General features: G+C 42.4%; 20 protein-coding genes and 1 pseudogene. 13 read left to right on the forward strand and 8 right to left on the reverse strand.

Annotated features, from left to right (window positions below; translation table 11 throughout):
- The first annotated feature begins 12 nt into the window (after window positions 1-12).
- From B0185_RS07220 to cysE, 3 genes are all read left to right on the forward strand, one after another.
- Entirely contained in the window at window positions 13-948 is a 936-nt protein-coding gene (locus B0185_RS07220) for a KpsF/GutQ family sugar-phosphate isomerase (protein WP_005706965.1), read from the forward strand.
- A gap of 76 nt (window positions 949-1,024) precedes the next feature.
- On the forward strand, window positions 1,025-2,035 hold the full coding sequence (gene gpsA / locus B0185_RS07225; RefSeq protein WP_005706952.1) for an NAD(P)H-dependent glycerol-3-phosphate dehydrogenase: 1,011 nt from the start codon (window positions 1,025-1,027) through the stop codon (window positions 2,033-2,035).
- 11 nt (window positions 2,036-2,046) lie between these two features.
- Window positions 2,047-2,865, forward strand: a complete 819-nt coding sequence (cysE, locus tag B0185_RS07230) for a serine O-acetyltransferase (protein WP_005706924.1) — start codon at window positions 2,047-2,049, stop codon at window positions 2,863-2,865.
- 53 nt (window positions 2,866-2,918) lie between these two features.
- On the opposite strand, the pseudogene B0185_RS07235 reads toward cysE, so the two are convergent.
- Window positions 2,919-3,814: pseudogene (locus tag B0185_RS07235) on the reverse strand (MFS transporter).
- 408 nt (window positions 3,815-4,222) lie between these two features.
- Between B0185_RS07235 and gshAB the strand changes: the two are divergent.
- A complete protein-coding gene (gshAB, locus tag B0185_RS07240) occupies window positions 4,223-6,421 on the forward strand; it encodes a bifunctional glutamate--cysteine ligase GshA/glutathione synthetase GshB (RefSeq protein WP_232610055.1) in 2,199 nt (732 codons plus the stop codon).
- Window positions 6,422-6,578: 157 nt separating this feature from the next.
- Here the strand turns inward: gshAB and B0185_RS07245 are convergent, their stop codons facing one another.
- Window positions 6,579-7,286: a tRNA1(Val) (adenine(37)-N6)-methyltransferase gene (locus tag B0185_RS07245; RefSeq protein ID WP_005706957.1), complete on the reverse strand. Its 708-nt coding sequence runs from the start codon at window positions 7,284-7,286 to the stop codon at window positions 6,579-6,581.
- Window positions 7,287-7,373: 87 nt separating this feature from the next.
- Here B0185_RS07245 and B0185_RS07250 point away from each other — a divergent pair, with 87 nt between their 5' ends.
- The 4 genes from B0185_RS07250 (at window position 7,374) to recN (ending at window position 11,964) form a co-directional block, all read left to right on the forward strand.
- A complete protein-coding gene (locus B0185_RS07250; RefSeq protein ID WP_005706955.1) occupies window positions 7,374-8,120 on the forward strand; it encodes a M48 family metallopeptidase in 747 nt (248 codons plus the stop codon).
- A 278-nt stretch (window positions 8,121-8,398) separates the two neighbouring features.
- Complete coding sequence (locus tag B0185_RS07255; RefSeq protein WP_005706971.1) at window positions 8,399-9,016, forward strand: L-threonylcarbamoyladenylate synthase; 618 nt, start codon at window positions 8,399-8,401, stop codon at window positions 9,014-9,016.
- Window positions 9,017-9,064: 48 nt separating this feature from the next.
- On the forward strand, window positions 9,065-10,105 hold the full coding sequence (gene rluB / locus B0185_RS07260; RefSeq protein ID WP_005706996.1) for a 23S rRNA pseudouridine(2605) synthase RluB: 1,041 nt from the start codon (window positions 9,065-9,067) through the stop codon (window positions 10,103-10,105).
- A gap of 179 nt (window positions 10,106-10,284) precedes the next feature.
- Window positions 10,285-11,964, forward strand: coding sequence for a DNA repair protein RecN (gene recN / locus B0185_RS07265; RefSeq protein WP_005706919.1), 1,680 nt, complete (start codon window positions 10,285-10,287; stop codon window positions 11,962-11,964).
- Between the two features lie 195 nt (window positions 11,965-12,159).
- Here the strand turns inward: recN and hflX are convergent, their stop codons facing one another.
- The 5 genes from hflX to mgsA all read right to left on the reverse strand — a co-directional run bounded on the left by hflX (window position 12,160) and on the right by mgsA (window position 17,306).
- On the reverse strand, window positions 12,160-13,551 hold the full coding sequence (gene hflX, locus B0185_RS07270) for a ribosome rescue GTPase HflX (protein ID WP_039863324.1): 1,392 nt from the start codon (window positions 13,549-13,551) through the stop codon (window positions 12,160-12,162).
- 4 nt (window positions 13,552-13,555) lie between these two features.
- Window positions 13,556-13,840 (reverse strand): RNA chaperone Hfq, encoded by a 285-nt coding sequence (hfq, locus tag B0185_RS07275; RefSeq protein ID WP_005706956.1) that lies wholly within the window; start codon window positions 13,838-13,840, stop codon window positions 13,556-13,558.
- A 133-nt stretch (window positions 13,841-13,973) separates the two neighbouring features.
- Entirely contained in the window at window positions 13,974-14,387 is a 414-nt protein-coding gene (locus B0185_RS07280) for a hypothetical protein (RefSeq protein ID WP_005706987.1), read from the reverse strand.
- A 186-nt stretch (window positions 14,388-14,573) separates the two neighbouring features.
- A complete protein-coding gene (gene yccS / locus B0185_RS07285) occupies window positions 14,574-16,826 on the reverse strand; it encodes a YccS family putative transporter (RefSeq protein WP_005706962.1) in 2,253 nt (750 codons plus the stop codon).
- An 18-nt stretch (window positions 16,827-16,844) separates the two neighbouring features.
- Window positions 16,845-17,306, reverse strand: coding sequence for a methylglyoxal synthase (gene mgsA, locus B0185_RS07290; protein WP_005706969.1), 462 nt, complete (start codon window positions 17,304-17,306; stop codon window positions 16,845-16,847).
- A 261-nt stretch (window positions 17,307-17,567) separates the two neighbouring features.
- On the opposite strand from mgsA, the gene thrC reads away from it, so the two are divergent.
- Complete coding sequence (gene thrC / locus B0185_RS07295; protein WP_005706942.1) at window positions 17,568-18,842, forward strand: threonine synthase; 1,275 nt, start codon at window positions 17,568-17,570, stop codon at window positions 18,840-18,842.
- Window positions 18,843-18,940: 98 nt separating this feature from the next.
- Here the strand turns inward: thrC and rsmI are convergent, their stop codons facing one another.
- On the reverse strand, window positions 18,941-19,792 hold the full coding sequence (gene rsmI / locus B0185_RS07300) for a 16S rRNA (cytidine(1402)-2'-O)-methyltransferase (RefSeq protein ID WP_005706990.1): 852 nt from the start codon (window positions 19,790-19,792) through the stop codon (window positions 18,941-18,943).
- A 79-nt stretch (window positions 19,793-19,871) separates the two neighbouring features.
- Here rsmI and B0185_RS07305 point away from each other — a divergent pair, with 79 nt between their 5' ends.
- From B0185_RS07305 to dolP, 4 genes are read left to right on the forward strand one after another with little or no spacing between them, the layout of a single operon-like run.
- Window positions 19,872-21,614 carry a penicillin-binding protein activator gene (locus tag B0185_RS07305; protein WP_005706975.1) on the forward strand — a complete coding sequence of 581 codons (1,743 nt, stop codon included), beginning with the start codon at window positions 19,872-19,874 and terminating at the stop codon, window positions 21,612-21,614.
- Complete coding sequence (locus tag B0185_RS07310) at window positions 21,589-21,963, forward strand: YraN family protein (RefSeq protein WP_039863322.1); 375 nt, start codon at window positions 21,589-21,591, stop codon at window positions 21,961-21,963. The genes B0185_RS07305 and B0185_RS07310 overlap by 26 nt, the downstream gene beginning before the upstream one ends.
- Before the next feature lie 14 nt (window positions 21,964-21,977).
- On the forward strand, window positions 21,978-22,583 hold the full coding sequence (locus B0185_RS07315; protein ID WP_039863333.1) for a D-sedoheptulose-7-phosphate isomerase: 606 nt from the start codon (window positions 21,978-21,980) through the stop codon (window positions 22,581-22,583).
- A complete protein-coding gene (gene dolP / locus B0185_RS07320) occupies window positions 22,567-23,157 on the forward strand; it encodes a division/outer membrane stress-associated lipid-binding lipoprotein (RefSeq protein WP_005706940.1) in 591 nt (196 codons plus the stop codon). The genes B0185_RS07315 and dolP overlap by 17 nt, the downstream gene beginning before the upstream one ends.
- Window positions 23,158-23,488 lie beyond the last annotated feature (331 nt).

A 23,488-nucleotide genomic window follows, 5' to 3' on the forward strand; every position in this document is an offset into this window, starting at 1 on the left:
TTTAAGGATCCTATGAACTACTTACAAACCGCCAAAGAAACCCTTGACCTTTATACCCAAGAAATTGACCGCTTGAAGCAGCGGTTATCAGATGAATTTAACCAAGCCGTTGAATTAATGCTCCACTGCGAAGGGCGTGTTGTCGTGGCAGGAATTGGAAAATCAGGCTTAGTGGGCAAAAAAATGGTGGCAACTTTTGCTTCCACGGGTACACCAAGCTTTTTCTTACATCCGACCGAAGCATTCCACGGTGATTTGGGTATGCTCAAACCGATTGATGTGGTGATTTTAATCTCTAATAGTGGCGAAACCGATGATGTGAATAAACTCATTCCAAGCCTGAAAAGTTTCGGAAATAAGATCATTGCGATTACGGGTAACCCGCATTCAACGTTGGGTAAATATGCCGATGTGGTGTTAAATATTCACGTGGAGCGGGAAGCCTGCCCAAATAACCTTGCTCCGACCACTTCAACGCTGGTTACCATGGCATTGGGTGATGCTTTGGCGATTGCCTTGATTAACGCTCGCGACTTCCGTGCTGAAGATTTTGCACGCTTCCACCCAGGTGGTAGTTTAGGGCGTAAATTGCTCTGTAGAGTGCGTGATGTGATGAATCCAAACGTGCCTGTGGCTGAACCAAGTGCGACTTTCAGTGAGTGCCTTTCTGTAATGAACGAAGGCAGAATGGGCGTAGCGGTGATTATGCAAGCGGGCGAATTATGTGGCATTATTACCGATGGTGATATTCGTCGTACGCTCGCAAAATTCGGGGCAGAAAGCCTGAATAAAACTGCTGAGCAGATTATGAGCCGTAGTCCGAAAACCATTGCTGATAGCACTTTCTTGGGCAAAGCTGAAGAGATGATGAAAGCACTGCATATTCACTCGCTAGTTGCGTTAGATGAGCACGGCAAAGTGAGTGGGTTGATAGAATTTTCGAATTAGTCGCAAGTATTTTTGCAATGTCTACAAGCTCCCTCAAGCGGTGACATTGACCTTATTTTTTGCAAAAGGATATGATATGACAGCAACTTACTCCGCCCCGGTTACCGTGCTTGGTGCAGGCTCTTACGGCACAGCATTAGCGATTGCACTTGCACGCAACGGACACAAAACTTACCTCTGGGGACATCAGCCTGAAGCCATGGCAAAATTGGCTGAAGAGAGAATGAACCAAACCTTTTTGCCTGATATTCCTTTCCCTGAGGCACTTGAAATTGAAAGCGATTTAGCACAAGCATTAAGTAAAGCACGTGATTTACTGATTGTTGTTCCAAGCCACGTATTTGCCGAAGTGCTACAAAATATCAAACCGTTTATTCGCCCTGAACATCGTATTATGTGGGCAACCAAAGGCTTGGAACGCAACACTGGTCGATTATTGCAAACGGTGGCTGAAGAGATTTTAGGTAAATCACACTCACTAGCGGTCTTATCTGGTCCTACTTTTGCAAAAGAACTCGCAGCTGGTTTGCCTACCGCCATTGCCCTTGCTTCAAACGACTCACAATTTGCGGATGAAATGCAACAACGCATTCATTGCTCAAAAACTTTCCGTGTCTATATCAACAATGATATGGTCGGTGTTCAATTAGGTGGAGCGATTAAAAATGTAATTGCAATTGGGGCAGGTGTTTCAGATGGAATGGGCTTCGGGGCAAATGCTCGCACCGCGTTGATTACCCGTGGTTTGGTTGAAATCAGCCGTTTGGGTGCTTCACTTGGAGCTGATCCAAAAACCTTTATGGGAATGGCAGGCTTGGGCGATTTGGTGCTCACTTGTACCGACAACCAATCACGCAACCGTCGTTTCGGTTTAGCATTAGGACAAGGCAAAAAAGCAGACGATATTATTGAAGAAATCGGACAAGTGGTGGAGGGCTTCTACAATACTAAAGAGGCTTATTTACTCGCTCAAAAACAAGGGGTAGAAATGCCCATCGTCGAGCAAATCTACCAAATGCTGTTCGAAGGAAAAAGTGCCGTGGATGTTGCCAAAGCTTTGTTAGGACGCGAGCGTAAAGGCGAGTAAAAAGGAAGAATATGATAAACGCACAACAACAAGCCATCATCTGGCAAGAGATTCGTCAAGAAGCACAGGAATTGGTGGAAAGCGAACCCATGCTTGCTAGCTTTTTCCACGCAACTATTTTAAAACACCTTAATCTCGGTAGTTCGTTGAGCTATATTTTGGCGAATAAATTAGAAAATCCTATTATGCCTGCGATTGCCCTGAAAGAAATTATTGAAGAGGCATATCGTGCTGAGCCGCAAATTATTTTGAGTGCAGCCTGCGATATTGATGCGGTTCGTACCCGAGACCCTGCGGTAGATAAGTGGACAACGCCGCTGCTTTATCTCAAAGGCTTCCACGCCTTACAAAGCTATCGCGTAACCCATTATTTGTGGAAGCAAGGTCGCAAAGCGTTAGCAGTTTATCTACAAAATGAGATCTCCGTCGCGTTTGATGTGGATATTCACCCTGCCGCACGTGTCGGCTGTGGCATTATGTTTGACCACGCAACAGGCATTGTCGTGGGCGAAACCGCGGTAATCGAAAATGATGTGTCGATTCTGCAAGGTGTGACTCTTGGTGGTACGGGAAAAGAACATGGTGATCGTCACCCGAAAATTCGCGAGGGCGTGATGATTGGTGCAGGTGCAAAAATTCTTGGCAATATCGAAATTGGGCAATACGCGAAAATTGGAGCAAATTCAGTGGTGCTTCAGCCTGTACCCGATCATGCTACCGCTGCAGGTGTGCCTGCCAAAATTATCAGTAAATCTTCCGACCAAAAACCTGCCTTTGATATGAACCAATATTTTGAGGATACCCAAGGAATGTTTGGAGATGGGATTTAGCATAATACGAATGGAAAAAGACCGCTTGTCGTCATAATACAAGCGGTCTTTTTTTAGACTTTTTTACGTAAATGATCGCCATCGGTGTTGTGTAATTTTAAGACTGTCCACACCAGCAAAATGGCAAAAATAGTTGAGGTTAAAAAGGTGTAACTAAAGGCTTGTTGCAGGGCTTCTCCTTCGTTGCCGAAGTATTGGCGGTACATCGTCAGAATAATAGAGGAAACGGCAATGCCGAAGCCAATCCCAAGTTGTTGCACGATGCTTAACATGGTCGAACCTGCACCTGCTTGTTCTGGTGAGAGATCGCCCACCGCAAGGGTGTTAACGGCAGTGAAAATCATCGACATACAAGCCCCATACCACATCAAGTTGAGCACCACCCAAACCAATGAGGTTTGTTGTTCAATCCACGCCATTGAAACTACTGAGCCTGCCATTAAAATTGAGGAAATTAAAAGCGTCATTTTATAGCCTAATCGGTTCAGAATTCGTCCAATCAGAGTTTTAAAAATCACTGACATCAATGTAATCGGAGCAAGCAACCAGCCAGACATTTCTGCACTATAACCAAATGAAAGTTGAAACATGAGCGGTAGCAAAAATGGCAGACCTGAGCTTGAAAGGCGGATAAAAATATTGGCGATAATGCCAAGGTTGAAGGTGCGCGTGTGGAAAAGCGAAAGCGGTAAAATTGCTTTTTCGTTATTATGTGAATAAAAGCCGTAATCGTCGCTGCCCAAGCGGTAAGCGGTATAAAAAGAGCCACCGAAAGCGAATAGGCGATAATTGCCATCTGCATTTCAAATGCTGGTTCATGCAAATCTGCTGCAATGCTAGGCAGGGCGGTGTTGAGGATGGTGGCATCGAGGCTTTGCATAAAAAGAGCCATTGCAGCCACCCAAGCGAGACCTTTGTAGTTTTGGAGATGAGGTTGAGATTGGGGCATTTGCGATCCTTAATTTATTATGAGTTCCGCTAATCCCTACTGCCACAAACGCTTGTGTTTGAACGTTGCTTTAGCAACGGCACGAAGTGTGAGCACAGCGAGTAAATCTCCCCTCCTCTCTTGGCTAAAGAGAGGAGGGGAGATTTGGTAGAAGTTAAAACGAAGAAATTAGTTTGTAAATTATACTATGTAAAAACATACAAAACCTTGATATAACCCAAAATTCTATTCCGTTCCATTTGCTTATAAACCTGAGCAATTTACTCTACCTTTAATTGTGCTATGATGTGGACAATAATTTTCCTCTTAAAAGGACACAAAATGAAATTACAGCAATGGATTAAGCAAAATCAGTTGGGATTACTGTTTCAACAAGGCAGTTTTGGTTTGGAAAAATAGAGCCAACGTATTGATGAAAACGGCAATATTGTCACTACACCACACCCTGCAGTGTTTGGTAATCGTGCCTACCACCCTTATATTCAAACCGATTTTGCAGAAAGTCAGTTAGAACTGATAACCCCGCCAAATAATAAGCTTGAAGATAGCCTACGTTGGCTTTCTGCGATTCACGAAGTTGTTTTACGTTCTTTACCTGAAAATGAATTCATTTTTCCGTTTAGTATGCCAGCAGGCTTGCCACCTGAAAGTGCGATTCAAGAAGCCCAGCTCGATAATGTAGAAGACGTAAAATATCGAGAACATCTCTCGCAAAATTATGGCAAATATAAACAGATGGTGAGCGGTATTCATTACAACTTCCAACTCTCACCTGAATTTGTGAAAGCAGTGTTCAGCTTACAAAATGAGTATACGGAACTCAAAGATTTCCAAAACGCCTTATATATGAAATTGGCGAACAACTTCCTGCGTTATCAATGGATTTTGGTTTATCTGCTAGCTGCAACGCCAATGGTAGAAGCCAATTATTTTTCGCGAAACGGTGTTGAAAATTCACCGCTTGCAGCAGGGCAATTGGTGCGAAGCCTACGCTCTAGCCCTTATGGTTATGTCAATTCGCCTGATGTGGTAGTGAACCACGACAGTCTTGAAAGCTATGTGGAAACGCTAGAAGAACAAGTGAAAGCAGGTCGTTTGATTGCAGAAAAAGAGTTCTATTCCAATGTGCGTTTGCGTGGGGCGAAAAAGGCACGTGAATTACTGGAAAAAGGCGTGCAATATGCCGAATTCCGCCTATTTGACTTAAACCCGTTTGAGCCATATGGAATTAGTTTAAGCGATGCAAAATTTATTCACAGTTTCTTGCTCGGAATGCTATGGATAGATGAAACAGGCGGTCAAAAAGAGGTAGAACTTGGCAAACAACGTTTGTATCAAGTTGCCCTTGAAGATCCACGTGAACCAACGGTATTCCAAGCGGAAGGCGAGGCGGTATTACACCAAATTATTGAGATGCTGAAAACCATCAATGCGGACGAAAGTGTGATAAAAGCTACGGAAGAAAAATTGGCACAGCTTGCCGACCCAAGCCAAACAGTAAACGGTAAATTGCTGAAAGAGATTGAACAAGCAGGCAGTTACAAAGCATTAGGTGCAAAACTTGCACAACAATACAAAGCCCAAGCCTTCGAGCGTTTTTATGCTCTCTCGGCATTCGACAATATGGAGCTTTCTACTCAAGCGTTGCTATTTGATTTGATTCAACAAGGCATTAGTACGGAAATTTTGGACGAAAACGATCAGTTCCTTGCCCTTAAATTTGGCGATCATCTTGAATACGTCAAAAACGGTAATATGACCAGCCACGACCAATACATATCACCACTGATTATGGAAAACAAAGTGGTGACCAAAAAAGTATTAGCGAAAGCAGGTTTTAATGTGCCGAAAAGCATTGAGTTTACCAATGTGGAACAAGCTGTAGCACACTATCCGCTCTTTGAAGGTAGAGCGGTGGTCATCAAGCCGAAATCGACCAATTACGGCTTAGGCATCACGATTTTTCAACAAGGCGTAAGCAACCGTGAAGACTTCACTAAGGCGATTGAAATCGCTTTCCGCGAAGACAAAGAGGTGATGGTGGAAGATTATTTAGTCGGCACAGAATATCGTTTCTTCGTGCTAGGCGATGAAACCTTGGCGGTATTGCTCCGCGTGCCTGCAAATGTTGTAGGCGACGGAGTGCAAACAGTGCGTGAATTAGTGGCAGCGAAAAATACCGATCCACTACGTGGCGATGGATCCCGTTCGCCACTGAAAAAAATTGCTTTGGGAGACATTGAATTATTGCAGCTTAAAGAACAAGGCTTAACGCCAGATAGCGTGCCTGCAAGCGGTCAAATTGTGCAACTACGTGCCAATTCCAACATCAGCACGGGTGGCGACTCCATTGATATGACCGACCAAATGCACGACAGCTATAAACAACTTGCTGTCGGCATCGCCCACGCGATGGGTGCGAAAGTGTGCGGGGTGGATTTGATTATTCCTGATTTAACGAAACCTGCCGAGCCATCGCTTAGCTCCTGGGGCGTGATTGAAGCCAACTTCAACCCAATGATGATGATGCATATTTTCCCATACCAAGGTAAATCAAGACGATTGACTAAAAATGTGATTAAGATGTTGTTTCCTGAGGTGGTTTAATTAATAAACATTTAGCAAAAGAAACATGATTTATTGGACTGCAGGATTTGATTTTGCCTCTGACGAGCTCAGAGGCGACTTGATAAGTATAATGAGCATAGCTCTATACAATGCAATAGATTCGGCGCATATAAACTCCCTTTAATTAGGGTTTAAGTTACATTTTTAAATAAAAATCACGGGTCAGAACCACAAATTCGGGCGTGTATTGGTTTTGTTCGTTATAAATCACAAGCGGTTTAATTTTGCAATCCAAATGTTCAAACTGAAAGGTTAAAATCAATCGTTTCGGAGATTGCCCATTTTTAGTGATGATTTGGTAAATTTTAGTGCAAAATAATCCGCTTTTTTTGCTCTGTTCGAGCAGTTTTTCCGCCTCTTGAGTAGGCAAAATAAAGCTGATTTTCCCTGTTTGAGCAAGCCATTTTTTCGCTTGCATCAACCAATCAAAATGGCTTTTTTGAAGACTGCGGGCAAGATCGCGTTCTGCAGTTCGGCTGGCAAGGCTGTCACGAAAATAGGGCGGGTTCGACACAATCAGATCGAATTTTTGTGGAAAATCGCTCTCAAAGATATCGCCTTGTTGAATAGAAATTCTCCTTTTCCACGTAGAATGTTGTGCATTTTCAACCGCTTGTTGGTAAGCATTTGGCTCTAACTCAAGGGCGGTAATGTCACAATTTTCCTCTGTTCGCTGTGCAAGCATTATCGCAATCAAGCCTGTACCTGTACCGAGGTCAAGAATTTGCTTGGCATTTTTTATTTCCGCCATTGCCCCAAGCAAAATGCCATCGGTATTGACTTTCATCGCACATCTATCGTGGGCGATAAAAAATTTTTTAAATTGAAATCCTGATTTTTTCATTTTGGGGTTATTTTGTAGAAAGATGGGCTATAATCTCATTGTTTTTCATCTTCGACAACCTAAGACAGAGATTTAAATGAGGATACAATGAAACCATTAAAAAAGATTGCATTAGTCGCAATACTGAGTACTTTTTTGACCGCTTGTATGAGTACGCAACAAATTAACGCAGAAGCTTCGCAAGGTTATAGGCAAATGAAACAACAAAATGCCAAAGCGATTGATACTAGCTCCGTAACTGCTCAACGGGTACATAAAATTTTTAATAAAATGAAACCTTATGCAGAACAAGAAAATAAAACGGGCGTACCATTCCAATGGGAAATTACCGTTTTTCGTACCAATGAACTCAATGCGTGGGCAATGCCTGGTGGCAAAATGGGCTTCTATACGGGTTTGGTTGAAAAGCTCAATATGAATGATGATGAGATTGCTACCGTAATGGGGCATGAAATGGCTCACGCCTTACAAGAACACGGTAAATCTTCTCGTAATGTGACATTGATTACAGGTATTGTGGGACAAGTTGCAGATGCGGCAGTGACTGCAACAACGGGTGTTGATACTCAAGGTTTGTTAAGTGTTGGAACTGATTTAATTGCGAATAAACCGTTTTCACGCAGCCAAGAAACAGAAGCCGATGAAGTGGGCTTGATGTTGATGGCAAAATCAGGGTATAACCCTTCGGCTGCACCAAATGTGTGGGTAAAAATGAGCCAAGCCGGTGGTAGCGGTGGCGGGATTTTCTCTACTCATCCTTCAAATGCGGATCGGCAAAAAAATCTAGAACGTTTAATTCCTGATGCGATGAAGCTTTACAAAGCGGGTCGATAGCTAATATACATAAGGGCGAATACAATGCGATCTTTACCTCAAATATTGCACTAAACTTCTAACTGATTAAAGTGCAGATTTTTACGGTCAAATTCTAGATAGCTCTCTAAAGGTAACCTGATAAAACGCCTGAAAAATTGTTTTGTGGAAACGCTTACTTTTTATTGTGATTTGTCAGATTAAGTCTGATCTTCTATAGGGAAAGGCGATTCTGGTGTATAATCTCCCCCATATTAATATCAGCAGAAATATTTAGCGGAACACAAAAGGAGTTGCATATGAGCCAATTTTTCTACATTCACCCTGAAAATCCGCAGCCTCGTTTGATTAACCAAGCGGTTGAAATTATTCGTAAAGGTGGTGTGATTATTTACCCGACCGATTCAGGCTATGCTCTTGGTTGTGGGATTGGGGAAAAATCGGCGATGGAACGCATCGTAAGAATTCGCCAACTGCCTGAAAATCATAATTTCACGCTGGTGTGCAGCGATTTATCGGAGCTTTCTACCTATGCGATGGTGGATAATCAAGCCTATCGCTTGATGAAAAATAACGTGCCGAATCCGTACACTTTTATTCTACCTGCTACTAAAGATGTGCCGCGTAGGCTACAAACTAAGCGTAAAACCATCGGAATTCGAGTGCCAGATAATGCGATCGCATTAGCATTGATTGCTGCCCTTGGCGAACCACTGCTTTCTTGTTCTTTGATGTTACCTAGCGAAGACATGACGCAGTCGGATCCCGAAGAAATCCGTACTCTTTTAGAACACCAAGTGGATTTGATTATTCACGGTGGTTATTTAGGCGTTGAGCCGACAACGGTTGTTGATTTAACTGGCGACAGCCCAGAGATTATCCGCGAGGGATCAGGCAGCCTCACGCCATTTATTTAAACCATTTTTAAAATATTTAGACGCTTGTGAAAGCGACAAGGACAAACAATGAAAACCTTTCAAAATAAACAAAAACCAACATTTAATCGTCAATCTGATGAGAAAAAAGGAGCAAAAAATCCAGGCTTAGCGGAACGTAATGAACAGCGTGCGGCACGCCCAACTTCTCGCCCGCTTGCAAAAAAAATTGCAAAACCGACCGCTTCTTTAGATAAAGCCACTGAGAAAAAAGAGAAAGTTTTAGGCGAAAAATTACAGAAAATTTTAGCCCGTGCAGGGCAAGGCTCACGTCGTGAATTAGAAGAGGTAATTGCGGCAGGTCGCGTGAGTGTAGATGGTAAAATCGCTTCATTAGGTGATCGTGTTGTCGTTAGTTCGGCAACCAAAATCCGTATCGACGGGCACTTAATCAACATCATTCCAACCCAAAAAGAGATTTGCCGTGTGTTGATGTATTACAAACCTGAAGGCGAACTTTGTACTCGCTCTGATCCTGAAGGTCGAGCAACTGTTTTCGACCGCTTGCCACGTTTAACAGGCTCACGCTGGATTGCGGTGGGGCGTTTAGATATCAACACTTCGGGCTTATTGCTGTTTACCACTGATGGTGAACTTGCCAACCGTTTAATGCACCCAAGTCGTGAAGTAGAGCGTGAATACTCCGTGCGTGTATTCGGCAACGTGGACGAAGCGATGTTACAACGCTTACGCAAAGGTGTGCAGTTGGAAGACGGGCCTGCGAACTTCAAGCAAATTAAGGCGGTAGGCGGTACAGGCATCAACCAATGGTTTGATGTGACTTTAACTGAGGGGCGTAACCGCGAAGTACGTCGCTTATGGGAATCGCAAGAAGTGGAAGTGAGCCGTTTGATCCGCATTCGCTACGGTAACATTAAGCTCGAAAAAAGCTTACCACGTGGGGGCTGGGAAGAGATGGGGCTTGAGCAAGTGAACTATCTGCGTGAATTAGTTGGACTCCCTCTAGAAACGGAAACCAAAGTGGATGTGACTAAAAATAGAAGACGCACTAGCATCCGTCAAATTCGTAAGGCGGTCAAGCAGCATACAAAATATAAAGTAAAAAACTAATTTAGATATGAGTTAATTAGCGGTTCTTAAAAAATAGGTTTATTTAATTCAAGGACTAAGTGCTGTAATCTACAGGGCTTAGTCCTTTTATTTTAGACTTTTTATTGTATAAAAATACTTTACTGTATATTAAATCAAGTGTAATATAACACAAGTTACTATTTATACAGGTATTCGGTATGCTTACTCAACTAACTATCAACAATTTTGCGATTGTACGCCATCTTAATCTTGAACTTTCTGAAGGAATGTCGGTGATTACTGGAGAAACGGGAGCAGGGAAATCTATTGCGATTGATGCCCTTGGGCTTTGTTTGGGTTATCGATCTGAGAGCAGTATGATCCGCAATGGTGCAGATAAGGCCGATATCACCGCGACTTTCCAAATGCAGCCAAATAGCCCTGCCTATTTATGGTTAAAAGAGCATGAATTACTAGATGAAGAGAATTCTCACGAATGCATTTTACGCCGAATGATTAACCTTGAGGGACGTTCGAAGGCTTTTGTGAATAATCGTCCATTGCCGATTTCTCAATTGCGTGAGTTAGGGCAATATTTGATCCATTTAAACGGTCAGCACGCACCACAATTGCTGTTAAAAAGTGAGTATCAGCTTGAGCTTGTAGATAATTATGCGGGCATTCATAACTTGCTTGGCAAGATGCAAGAGCAGTACAACAAATGGCGAAAATTACATCAGCAAGTGAAAAACTTTCGCCAACAATGCAAAGAGAATGAGGCTCGTAAGCAGTTGTTGCAATATCAGGTAGATGAATTGGATGAATTCGATATTAAAGAGGGCGAATTTGAAGAAATGGAAGAGACGCATACTCGTTTGTCCAATTCTGAAGAGCTTACTGAAATGTCGCAATCAGTATTGGATTTATTGAGTGATGATAATTCAAATGCTGATTCTCTGATTTACAACGCTATTCGATATTTGGAAGATTTGGTGGATGTGGATATAAACTATCAATCTTCGCTTGATATGCTTAATGAAGCCTTGATTCAAGTGCAAGAGGCAAGCTCGGAAGTGCGTGCATTGGCAGATAGTATTGAGCAAGATCCTGAATTATTAGCAGAATTGGATGAGCGTATTTCTCGTGCGATGTCACTAGCGAAAAAACACTATGTTTCGCCAAATGAGTTATGGCAACATCATAGTGTATTGCAAGATGAGCTACAAAAACTTGTTGATTTTGAAGATAACGAAGATCAACTGATTGCTGATGAGAAAAAAGCATACCGTGAATGTGTAGCGTTAGCAGAACAAATTTATCAAGAGCGAGTATCTGCTGCTCAAAAATTGGCAGAACAAGTAACTAGCCAAATCAAAGCACTTTCGATGGAAAATAGTGAATTTTATATTGATATTCAGCACGATGTGAAAAAACTCACACCAAATGGGGCAGATTTGGTTGAGTTTAACTTACGCAGTAACTTGGGGCAAAATGCTCAGCCTCTCGCTAAAATTGCTTCAGGTGGTGAGCTTTCGCGTATTTCTCTTGCCGTACAAGTTTTAACTGCAAATAAACTTTCGACACCGACGATTATTTTTGATGAAGTGGATGTGGGAATTAGTGGTATTGCTGCTACAACTGTAGGCAGATTATTACGTCAATTAGGCAATAAATGCCAAGTGCTTTGCGTGACCCACTTACCACAGGTGGCAAGTCACGGGCATCAACATTTCAATGTGCAAAAATATGTGAAAGATAACCAAACCGAAACACAGATGAGCTTGCTTTCTGAACAAGAACGAGTCAATGCCTTAGCTCGTTTATTAGGTGGTAGCAAAATTACTGATGCGGTATTGGCGAATGCTCAGGAAATGTTGAGTTTGGCTAAGATTGAATAGTACGAGGGTTTAGTAATGAACTCTCCTAGAGAAAGTTAATTATTTCGGTAATATGTAGCAGTTGCCCAATGAAGCGATTAACTTGATGTTTTTGTTGCAACGGTGGTTTTAGGTAACCATAGTTGCTATGGACAAGAACGATGATATTTATATAAAAAAATGAGTTGTGCAACTGCTACATCATACCGAATTATTTTATCCCCACTTTGCCAACTCAATACACTCTATCAATTCAGGATATTGCTTCGCCCATTTATTCCACTGCACTTTGTCAATTTCAATGTTGATAATGCGATCGCCAAACTCATTGAAATGCTCGGCTTTAATTCCTTTTTGTTGTTTGAAAAGAGTGTACAGATTGCCTGCAGTTGGAGAGAGAAGTAACGTTTCTTTCACTAATTCGTTGCGTAACTGTTCGTGAATTGCTTCAAAAAGCAGATCGATACCTTCGCCAGATTGAGCAGAAAGGTAAACCGCGGTTACTTTACTTTCATCATCTCGTTCAACAAAAGGTTGAATGCCGTCTAGTTTATCTACTTTGTTATAAACCAAAAGAGTCGGAATATCTGCAGCACCAATCTCTTCCAATACTTGATTTACCGCTTGGATATTCTCATTTTTGCGTTCATCTGCAACATCAATCACGTGCAATAAGAGGCTGGCTTCAACTGTTTCTTGCAAGGTAGATTTAAATGCAGAGACCAAATCATGTGGCAAAAAGCGAATAAAACCCACGGTATCAGCAAGAATAGTTGTGCCCACATCTTGAATTTGCATTCTTCTTAGCGTTGGATCAAGCGTTGCAAAGAGCTGATCGGCAGCATAAACGTCTGCTTGCGTAATCGCATTAAACAGGCTTGATTTCCCTGCGTTAGTATAACCCACAAGCGAAATGGTCGGAATATCTGCTTTCTGGCGAGTTTTGCGATTTTGCTCGCGTTGCTTACTCACTTTCGCCAAACGATTTTGCAGTTGTTGAATGCGAACTTTAATCAAACGGCGGTCAGTTTCCAGCTGAGTTTCACCTGGCCCACGTAAACCAACAGCTCCCCCTTTTTGCTGATCTTGATTACCTAAACGACGTACTAGGCGACTCGCAAGATGCTTAAGCTGAGCTAATTCCACTTGCAATTTTCCTTCGTGACTACGGGCACGTTGGGCGAAAATATCTAAAATTAAGCCTGTTCTATCTACCACTCGGCAATTGCATAGCGATTGCAAATTCCGTGTTTGTGAAGGGCTTAATTCGTGATTAACTAGCACGAGGGTTGCTCCCAAATTTTCGACCGCTTGTTTAATCTCTTCCGCCTTGCCTTTACCGACAAAATAGGTGATATGCGGGCTAGAACGGGAAGTAGTGAGCGTGCTTAAAATTTCTACGCCTGCCGATTCAGCAAGAGTGTGAAATTCAACCAGATTTTCGGTGTCTTTTTGTTGGGAAAGATAGAGATGAACCAGAATTGCTTTATCTGCTTGATGAGAGTGTTCAAGAGATGAATTTTTTTGGTCTTTAGAAAAAGAGAAACCAAGCGGCTGATTTTCATCATCGCTTGGTAAATCATGTTGAGTAAGATTTGAAGTGTTAATAATCTTATTCCGTTACGTTTTCAACAATTTCAACGGTTTGTGTCACGTGCACTGGGGCATGTGAATTGTGGTTATTGCCGTGAGAAATTGCTCGAGCAGGCACCACAGTTGAAATCGCGTGTTTGTAAACCATTTGGCTTACCGTGTTTTTCAATAAAATAACGAATTGGTCGAATGATTCGATCTGTCCTTGTAGTTTGATTCCATTAACTAAATAAATTGAAACTGGAATACGTTCACGACGTAGTGCATTTAAGTAAGGGTCTTGTAATGATTGACCTTTTGCCATATTCATTTCCTCTTTGCTTTTTATTGTTATGTGGAATTCCATTTTTTCGAGCGTAGAATATCAAATTCTACGTTTGAAATATTATCACGTTTCGATTTGGTTCGCTATCATTTTCAGAGTCCGATGAGTTGCGTCAAATCTCAAACTTCCCCCTCATACTCCCCACTGCCACTCTTGCAAAGAAAATGGCAAAGAGGAAATCGCCAAAGCCGTAACTCGCGAAAAAGCAGAAATAGACCATCGATTGCCCTGCTAATACATCTAATTTTTCTGGTGTAGTCAGCAACCAATGTAACCAAGCGCCGAAGTAAACCAATTTTTCTACGCAGAAAACCCAAAGTAAAACTGGTACTTGCCAGAAACGTTTAGCGACCGACCAATACGCCAATCCCCAAAGCAAAATCGAAATTTGCCCGAGCCATGAGAAAACAATCGGATCGTTATCTATTAAAGTGGTGTCAGTAAAAAATTGGGTAAAGCTTAAAACACCAATAAAGTTATAAAGCCCCGCTAAAAAGAAACCTTCTCTTGCACTCTTGAGTTGCACGTTTTTCCTCCTTTTTTCTTTTATTATACAAAAAAAGTGCGATGAAATTCACCGCACTTTTTCTCAATTCTAGGCTTATTATGCCACTTTCACTAAAATCTTGCCCGCTTGTGGTTGGGGAATTTCCGTTTCTTCGATAAAAAGCACATCGGGCGTGCCTGTTGTTTTCATATTGATTTGTTGCATTTATTCCTCTGTTTCTTTTTCCAATTCTCTTTCCAATTCGCCTAGTGCATTCTCTTGCATCAAATGTTGTAATTGTGGAAGGAGTTGCACTATCAGGCGTAATTGTTGGATGAGCACCAAGCTCAATTCATCCTGTTTTTCGTGATGTGTTTGCTCAAATTGGGCAAGATCGCTATCAATAGCGGTCAAATTTGCTTCCAATTTTGCAGGCGAGCGTTTGCCCTCTGCTATTTGCCCGATAATGGTTGCTACTTCCCGCCCATGTGAGAAGAAAATCGCGGAAAAATCCACCTGTTGATTCAGCATCGGGCTGGCGATGCGATAGGCACCCAGTGCAGAAATATAGCCAAGCAAAGTATAATTTATACCTAGTAAATTCGGGGCAACTGCTGAAATCGCTTGGTATTTTTTCGGCTCGCTGTCTAGGTTTGACACCGCAGAACTCAAAGCAGAAATGTAGTTGTGCACTTCGCGACGAGCGGTGCGGTATGGCAACTGTTCGTTATAGCCAAACTGCAGCTGTGCAATGATGTGGCGTAGGTAGTTACTGCTTGCCAGCACGGTCGATTTCAAGTTCTGTTTGAGGTTGATATACTTCCAGTCGGGGAAAATAAAAGAGACGGCAAACCAAGCAATTGATGTACCGACCAACGTATCAATCACCCGCGGTAAAATGCCCTCATCTGCACCGATGCCAATAATATCAAGGCTTATCAATACCAACAGCGTGATGTAGAAGGTTGAGAAACTGTAATGACGGAAACGGAAATAGGTGTAAAGGCTGGCGGTAATCACAATCAAGCCCAGCTCGGCTTCCAGAGTGGATGTAAGGTAATATTCCCGCAACAGCATTCCGACCAACACGCCCAAGATAGTGCCGATAACCCGCTGTCCTAAACGTTTCTTAGTTGCCGAATAGTTCGGCTGGCAGACGAAAATTGCTGTGAGTAGCACCCAGTAGCCTTTGCCGTCTAAATGGAAAATCGGCACGATGGCACTACACAACCCTACCACGACCGATAAGCGGATGGCGTGGCGAAAAAGTTGCGATGAGAGGTTGCAATGGCTTTGAATGGTTTGCCACATATTGCGAAAACCTGACACATTTTCCGCCAACAAGCGGTTAGAAAGATGCTGCGATTTGCTAGATGCAAATTTATTGCTCATTTTAACCGCTTGTTCCATGCCCTCTTCTTGTTCGCTTTGGCCGTGCTCAATCTGGCAAAGTTGGCTTTCAATATTGCGTAAGTTTTCCGCAATCGACTGCCAGCGATACGCACTTTTTAACCCCTGTTCTTGATGATAATTGAGCGAATTAAATAAGCCTTGCATTGCTTTTTCCCCGCGAGAGCTGTGCTGATAATGTTCCGCATAACGCAACGCCACCGCCACCTTTTGGCACGCCATAGCTTGCAGTTCCAACACGCGTTGGAAACGGAAAATTAAATCGCTGTTTTTGAGGTGCTGGAAAAATTCGTGATATTGATAATGGCTCGAACTGGCTCGTTCCAGAATATCTTGGGCGGTGTAGTAATAACGCAACATTTTTTGTGTCCGAGTTTGGCGATTATGGCGACGCAAGCGATAGAAGAGCGACACTCGAGTTTGTTCAAATGCCTGAATCACTTCACTATTCGTGCGTGCTAAAGCACGCTGCTTAGCTACTACATCGTCATCATCGGGATCAAAATAGGCAGCTTTCGCTTGTAAATATCTGCCCAAGGCTTCGTAAGATTTTGCCAAATTCTCTTGTACCGTGCGGTTTGGAAAGACGATATAAACTAACATTGCGACTAAACCATAAAGCAACGCTCCCGCTAAAATCAGCAATGTATTGGTGTACCAAGTAGTTTCGGGCATGTAGGTAAGCGAGGCATAAACAGATACAACAAGCGTACCAAAAGCGATGGTGCTATAACGCTGCCCAATGCTGCCGAGCATGACTAAAATAAAGGTGCTGAGCACCGCAAGCGGTACAAAAAGCCAGCCAAATTCCAAAGAAAGCGTTGCCCCTGCGGACGAAATCGCAAAGGCAATCAGGGTAATGATAAGGTTTTTAAATCGCCCAGAAAGGTTGTTGTCTAAATCTACCAAACCGCCTGCAATAATGCCTAAAATCAGTGGCATACTGTGCTCAGAAATGTTAAGCAACCAGATACCAATGGCGGCAAGGTTGGTGGTAATAAAAATTGGCAAAGTGCTCAACACGTGAGCACTCAACCAATGAGATGGCATTTTTGTTGCAATTTTCATTGTTTAATTTTTAGTCCATTAACGCTGTAAACGTTCCGTCAAATAGCGATCGTAATCAGGCACTTCAATCTCTACTTCGTGGTTAAAACAGCTAGAGTGTAATAAGAAATCAGCGGTTGCTTCATTGATTGCTACGGGAATATTCCAGACAGTCGCAATGCGCATTAAGGCTTTTACATCAGGATCGTGCGGGGCAGCGTTCATTGGATCCCAGAAGAAAATCATCAAGTCGATTTTTTTCTCTGCAATCAATCCTCCCAGCTGTTGATCGCCGCCCATCGGGCCGCTCAATAAAGCGTGAATACCCAAGCCCGTTTCGTGAGAAAGTAAATTGCCCGTCGTACCTGTGGCATACAAAGTGTGTGGTTTTAAGGATTCAGCGTGTTTTTTCGTCCACGCCAATAAGCTCTGTTTGCAGCTGTCGTGTGCCACTAAGGCAATGCGTTTGTGTAATTCAATTTTGCGAGTAGTTTTGTACATTCTTTGCTCCTTTTGCTTTTTCGCAAGATAGTAAAATCATACCCCTATTTGGAAAAGGTTAGCAAGCCCAAAGCCAAGAATGGGGAATAATTCCTGCGATTTGCAAAAAATTTTAAGATCTGACCGCTTGAGATTGACTAAGCTCGCATAATAGTTAAAAATCCAGATAGTTTTTAGCAACAATGTTGCTCTTTAATATATTTGGTCGGGGATAAACCCTGCCCCTACGCATAACTCCATAAATAGTAAAGGACATTCCGAATGAATTTATACAACATCAAACACCCAGAAGAACAAGTAAATTTCGCACAGGGCGTGCGTCAAGGTTTAGGTAAAGATCAGGGGCTTTTCTTCCCTGAAGTGTTGCCAAAATTTGATGATATTGATGCACTTTTAGCCTTACCATTAGTTGAACGTAGCCAAAAAATCTTAGGTGCGTTAATTGGGGATGAATTACCGAGAGAGACACTCAACAAAATGGTGGCAAATGCGTTTACCTTCCCTGCACCACTTGCTCGTGTGAATGATGATATTTATGCGTTAGAGCTTTTCCACGGCCCAACACTTGCATTTAAAGATTTCGGCGGTCGCTTTATGGCACAAGCGTTGAGTGCCGTGCGTGGCGATGGCAAAATTACCATTTTAACCGCAACTTCTGGCGACACAGGCGCGGCAGTGGCACATGCTTTCTACGGTTTAGAGAACATCAATGTGGTGATTTTGTATCCAAAAGGCAAAATCAGCCCGCTTCAAGAAAAATTATTCTGTACCCTTGGCGGCAATATCCGTACCGTGGCGATTGAGTCTGACTTTGATGCTTGCCAAGCGTTAGTAAAACAAGCCTTTGATGATGCAGAACTTCGCCAAGCGATTGGCTTAAACTCAGCAAACTCAATTAATATCAGCCGCTTGCTTGCTCAAGTGTGCTACTATTTTGAAGCCGTGGCACAATTACCGAAAGAGAAACGTTCAGAAGTAGTCGTTTCTGTGCCAAGTGGCAACTTCGGTAACTTAACCGCAGGGTTAATTGCAAAAACTTTAGGTTTACCAATCAAGCGTTTCATTGCTTCAACCAATGCAAATGACACCGTTCCACGCTACTTAAAATCAGGCAAATGGGAGCCGAACACAACAGTGGCAACGCTTTCAAATGCAATGGATGTGAGCCGTCCAAACAACTGGCCACGTGTAGAAGAACTTTTCAAACGCAATGGCTGGAGCTTAGCGGATTTAGGTTCAGATGCGTTAAACGATGCAGAAACGGAAGAAGCATTGAAAGCACAATATGCGGAAGGCTACCTCTGCGAACCACACGGTGCTATTGCTTACCAAGTGTTGAAAGACCAACTCCAAGCAGGCGAAACAGGTATTTTCCTCTGTACCGCCCACCCAGCGAAATTTAAAGAGTCAGTAGAACGCATTTTAGACATTGAGTTACCATTGCCAGAAGCATTGGATAAACACAATAAAATGGAATTGTTATCCGATACAATGCCAGCAGATTTCGCTACATTGCGTGAGTATTTGTTGAAGTAGATTAAATAAAAAATCTGCACCTTAATCAGTTAGAAGTTTAGTCTAACTTTTGGGGTGCAGATCAAATTGTGGGATTTTTTATTCCTTTCAGAGATATCTTACTTCTCAAAATGCTCCAATCCAAACTGATAAAGGGCATTTTTCTTATAGCCAAAAGTCTCTGCCACGATGCTAGCGGCTTTTTTCATTGGCATTTCGTTGGTTAAAAGTTCGAATAATTTGACCGCTTGTGGGCTAAAACTTTCCTCTTCGGTTTCGGGTTTGCCTTCCACAATTAGCACGATTTCGCCTTTAGTGCGGTTGCTATCTTCATTCAGCCATTCGATTAAGTTACCGAGTATGTCACCGTGAAGGGTTTCCCACGTTTTAGTGAGTTCTCTTGCCATCACGATATAACGGTCAGATCCCCAAATTTTTTGCATATCAGCAAGCGTGTCTAAAATGCGGTGGGTCGATTCGTAGAAAATCAGTGTGCGATGTTCTTCGCTTAAGGCTTCTAATTTATCGCAACGTGATTTTGTTTTGGCGGGCAAGAATCCTTCAAAACAAAAACGGTCTGAAGCAATGCCTGAACAGCTTAATGCGGCAATCGCAGCACAAGCACCGACTACAGGCACAACACGAATGCCTGCTTGTCGGCAGTGGCGAACGAGGTGAAAGCCAGGGTCGCTAATGAGTGGCGTGCCTGCATCTGAAATCAGGGCGATATTTTCTCCTTTGCTTAATTTATCTACTAAAACGACCGATTTCTGCTGTTCGTTGTGGTCGTGTAGAGCAAAAAAGGGCTTTTTAATGCCGTAGTGACTTAAAAGTAATCCGCTGTGGCGGGTGTCTTCGGCGGCGATTAAATCGACTTGTGCGAAGGTGTCTAATGCACGCTGAGTGATGTCGCCTAAATTACCAATCGGGGTGGCAACAATATATAAAATGCCGTTTTGTTCGTTTTTCATTTGATTTTCAGATATTTGATAAGTAAGATTTAAAATATTACCGCATTATACTTTTTTTATGCATTTTAGGGAGAATAAAATGGCAGTAGCACTTCGACAAAAAATGAAAACCGTTTTTGTCCCAACTCTTGTGTCTCTTTTAGTGGCAGCGTGTAGTTCGCCTAATTTGGTAACGGAATCAATGAAAAATGAGGCATACGCAAGCTCTGAGTTTTACATTAACAAAGCAGATCAAGCAAAAGAGAAAGAAGATAAAGTTTCTTATCAGCTTTTGGCGGTACGTAAGTTAGTGGAAGAAAATAAGGCAGACGAGGCACAAGATGCGTTAAATGAGCTCACGCCATTTATGAAAGATATTCAAGAAAATCCTGTGCAAAAATTAGAATATGCGTTAGTTTCGGCTCAACTTGCGGCATTACAAGGTAAAAATGAGGAGGCTTTGAATGGTTTGAGAGCTTTGCAAAACAATGCGAAAAATGAACCGCTTAGCCAAGCTCAAATGTTGCGAGTTTACCAAACCCAAGCTCAAGTGGCAGAAAACCATAAAAATGGGGAAGAAATTGTGCGAGCTCGTTCGCTGATGAATGGTTATTTGTTTGACAACAAAGCTCGCCAAGAGAATAACGATATTATTTGGAATACGCTTAGAAAGGCTAATCGTGGCATTGAACAAGCTCAACCGCAAGCGGGCGAAGTGGAATTTGCAGGTTGGATTGCCTTGATTTCGCTTTACAATCAAAATGTGATGAATCCAGTACAAATGCAACAGGCATTGAATCAATGGAAGATGCAATATCCAAATCATAGTGCGGTCAATGTGATGCCAGCTGAGTTACAAAATGTAGCAAGTTACCAACAAACGCAGCTTAATGGTGTGGCAGTGCTATTACCGTTAAGTGGAGATGCGCAAATTTTGGGGCAGTTAGTACAAAGAGGCTTTAATGATGCACGCGGTAATGATGGCACAATGGTGCGTTTTTATGACACCGCAGTGGCGGATGTTAATAGTCTGATTGCACAAGCGAAACAAGAGGGGGCAAGCACGATTGTTGGTCCATTGTTGAAAGAGAATGTGGATGCGGCATTAAGTAGCCCAGAGCTTAACAATGTGAATTTATTGGCGTTAAATGCAACGCCAAATGCGAGGGCGATTCCGCAAGTTTGCTACTACGGCTTAGCGCCAGAAGCCGAAGCGAAAGCGGCTGCAGATCGTATTTACAATGAAGGTAAACGCAATGTGATTGTTTCCGTACCGCAAGGCGATGTAGGACAACGTTCAGGCGATACTTTCGCCCAACGTTGGCGTCAGCTCACAGGTAATGATGCGGATGTGCGTTATTACTCTTCTGCTGAAGATGCCATTGCATCCATTTTAAGTGCAGGTATCACGCAAGGTGGTTTGTATTTGCTCGGTTCGCCAGAGGATGTGGTGTTGATTAAGCAAGGCATTGACGCTTCGTCATTAAAAGATCAGTTAGCTATTTATACCTCTTCACGCACGAATTCACCAACGAATGATGCAGATTTTTATACTGTGATGGAAGGTGTAAAATTCAGTGAAATCCCACTGTTAGCTGATCCAACTTCAGATGAATACAAAAAATCGGCGAATTTATCTGCAGGCGATTTTGCCAAAATGCGTTTATACGCAATGGGGGCAGATGCGTGGTCTTTGGCAAATAAATTCAATGAGTTAAATAAAATCCCTGGTTATAGAGTTTCTGGCTTAACAGGCGTGTTAAGTGCGGGACAAAATTGTAATATCGAACGTAATTTATCTTGGTTGCAATATCACAATGGTGCTGTTGAGCAAGTTCAGTAACAAGCGGTCACAAGGTTCGATTTATGAGCAAAAAGCCCGAGTTTATTTAGAAACGCAAGGGCTGAAATTCATTGCGGCTAACGAGACTTTTAAATGTGGCGAGTTAGATTTAGTGATGGCAGATGGCGATACTATCGTGTTTGTGGAAGTTCGGCAACGTAAATCGAGCCGTTTTGGTAGTGCGGTGGAAAGCATCGATTATCGCAAGCAGCAGAAATGGCTTAATGCGGCGAATATGTGGTTATTTACCAAGCGTAATCAGAGTTTAGACACTGCAAAATGCCGTTTCGATGTGGTTGCCTTTGAGGGTGATAATCCGCCTCTTTGGTTGCCCAATTTTTTAGGGTAATATCCAACATTATGATGTTAGAAAAAATCCAAAATAGCTTTACCGAAAGCATCCAACTCCAAATTGCGGCAACTGAATTATTGCCTACAAGGTTGGAGCAAGCAGCAAAACAGATGCAAAACTGTTTGTTACGCGGTAATAAAATGATTGTTTGCGGACACGGGCGTTCTTATGGTAATGCACAGTTACTAGTAAGTCATCTGTTGCATCAATATGAGCTAGCTCGCCCAACGCTTTATGCTGTGCAATTAGACTTAACAGGTACAGTAGCAGGGGTGGCAATTCAACGCAATGAGCTTGATTTGCTCTACCAAAAACAGTTGCAGGCTGTGTATCGTAAAGGCGATATTTTTGTTTGCTTTTCGCCTCTTGGTAATGAAGAAGCGGTCTTAAATGCGATCCATTTTGCAAAAGGCGAAGGTTTGGATATTATCGTATTTACGAGTAGCCATAACGAGCATACGCAAGGTTTGTTGGAAGATGAAGACATTGAAATTGTCATCCCTTCCACTAATGAGGCACGTATTATTGAAGGGCATCTGTTCTGTGTAAATCTGCTCTGTGAATTGGTCGATCATCTACTTTTTTCTGAAGGAACAAGCTATGAAAACGTTAATTAAAAAAACTCTCTCACCGTTTCTGCTTGGAGCAGTATTACTTTTATTACAAGGCTGTATTACCACCGCAGTGGTGACTACAGCTGCTGTCGCAGGGAAAGTGGCAACCGATCCACGTTCAGCAGGTACACAAGTAGATGATGAAATTTTAGAAGAAAAAGTTGCACAGAATTTAAATAACGATGCACAATTAAAGACAGAGACTCGCATTAATGTCGTTGTTTACAATGGTAAAGTCTTATTGATTGGGCAAGCACCCAATTATACAGCCGCAGAAACAGCAAAAAATATTGCAGCAGGTGTAGAAGGTGTAAAAGAAGTAGTGAATGAAATTCGCACAGGTGAAGTCATTCGTGCTTCACAAGTTGCGATAGACAGCTGGATTACCACGACAATTAAGTCTAAGCTTCTTTTAAATGGTGAAGTGAAAACTACAGAAGTCAAAGTGATTACCGAAAATGGTGAAGTCTTCTTAATCGGTAAACTTTCGCACACACAAGCAGATGCAGCCACTGAGGTTGCTCGTAATGTGCGTGGGGTTTCTAAAGTGGTGAAAGTTATTACTTACGCGATGTAAAACGGGATAAAACGAAGGGCTTGCATTTTTATAAAAGCAGCCTCTACTTCTAATTTAAGGCTGCATAGGTGTAAACGTTCTTCTATTTTGGGTGGTAGAGGTATTCATACTTAACCGACCTTTGGGTTTGGAGTCAGGTTCATTTTTTGCCGTGTAATACCAGTCATTCATTGCCGAAATATTTGTATTGTGCAATCTAACGGTTCTTTTAGGTAAATTGAAATACTTTAGAGTGAAAGCAAGGTTTTTCGTGAAGTTCAAAATAGAAATTCACGATTTGTTGTTTGAAAAGTTGATTGTATTTAGTTATAAAAAATCTGCACCTTAATCC

Source organism: Haemophilus parahaemolyticus (genome assembly GCF_002015035.1).
Lineage (GTDB): Bacteria > Pseudomonadota > Gammaproteobacteria > Enterobacterales > Pasteurellaceae > Haemophilus_A > Haemophilus_A parahaemolyticus.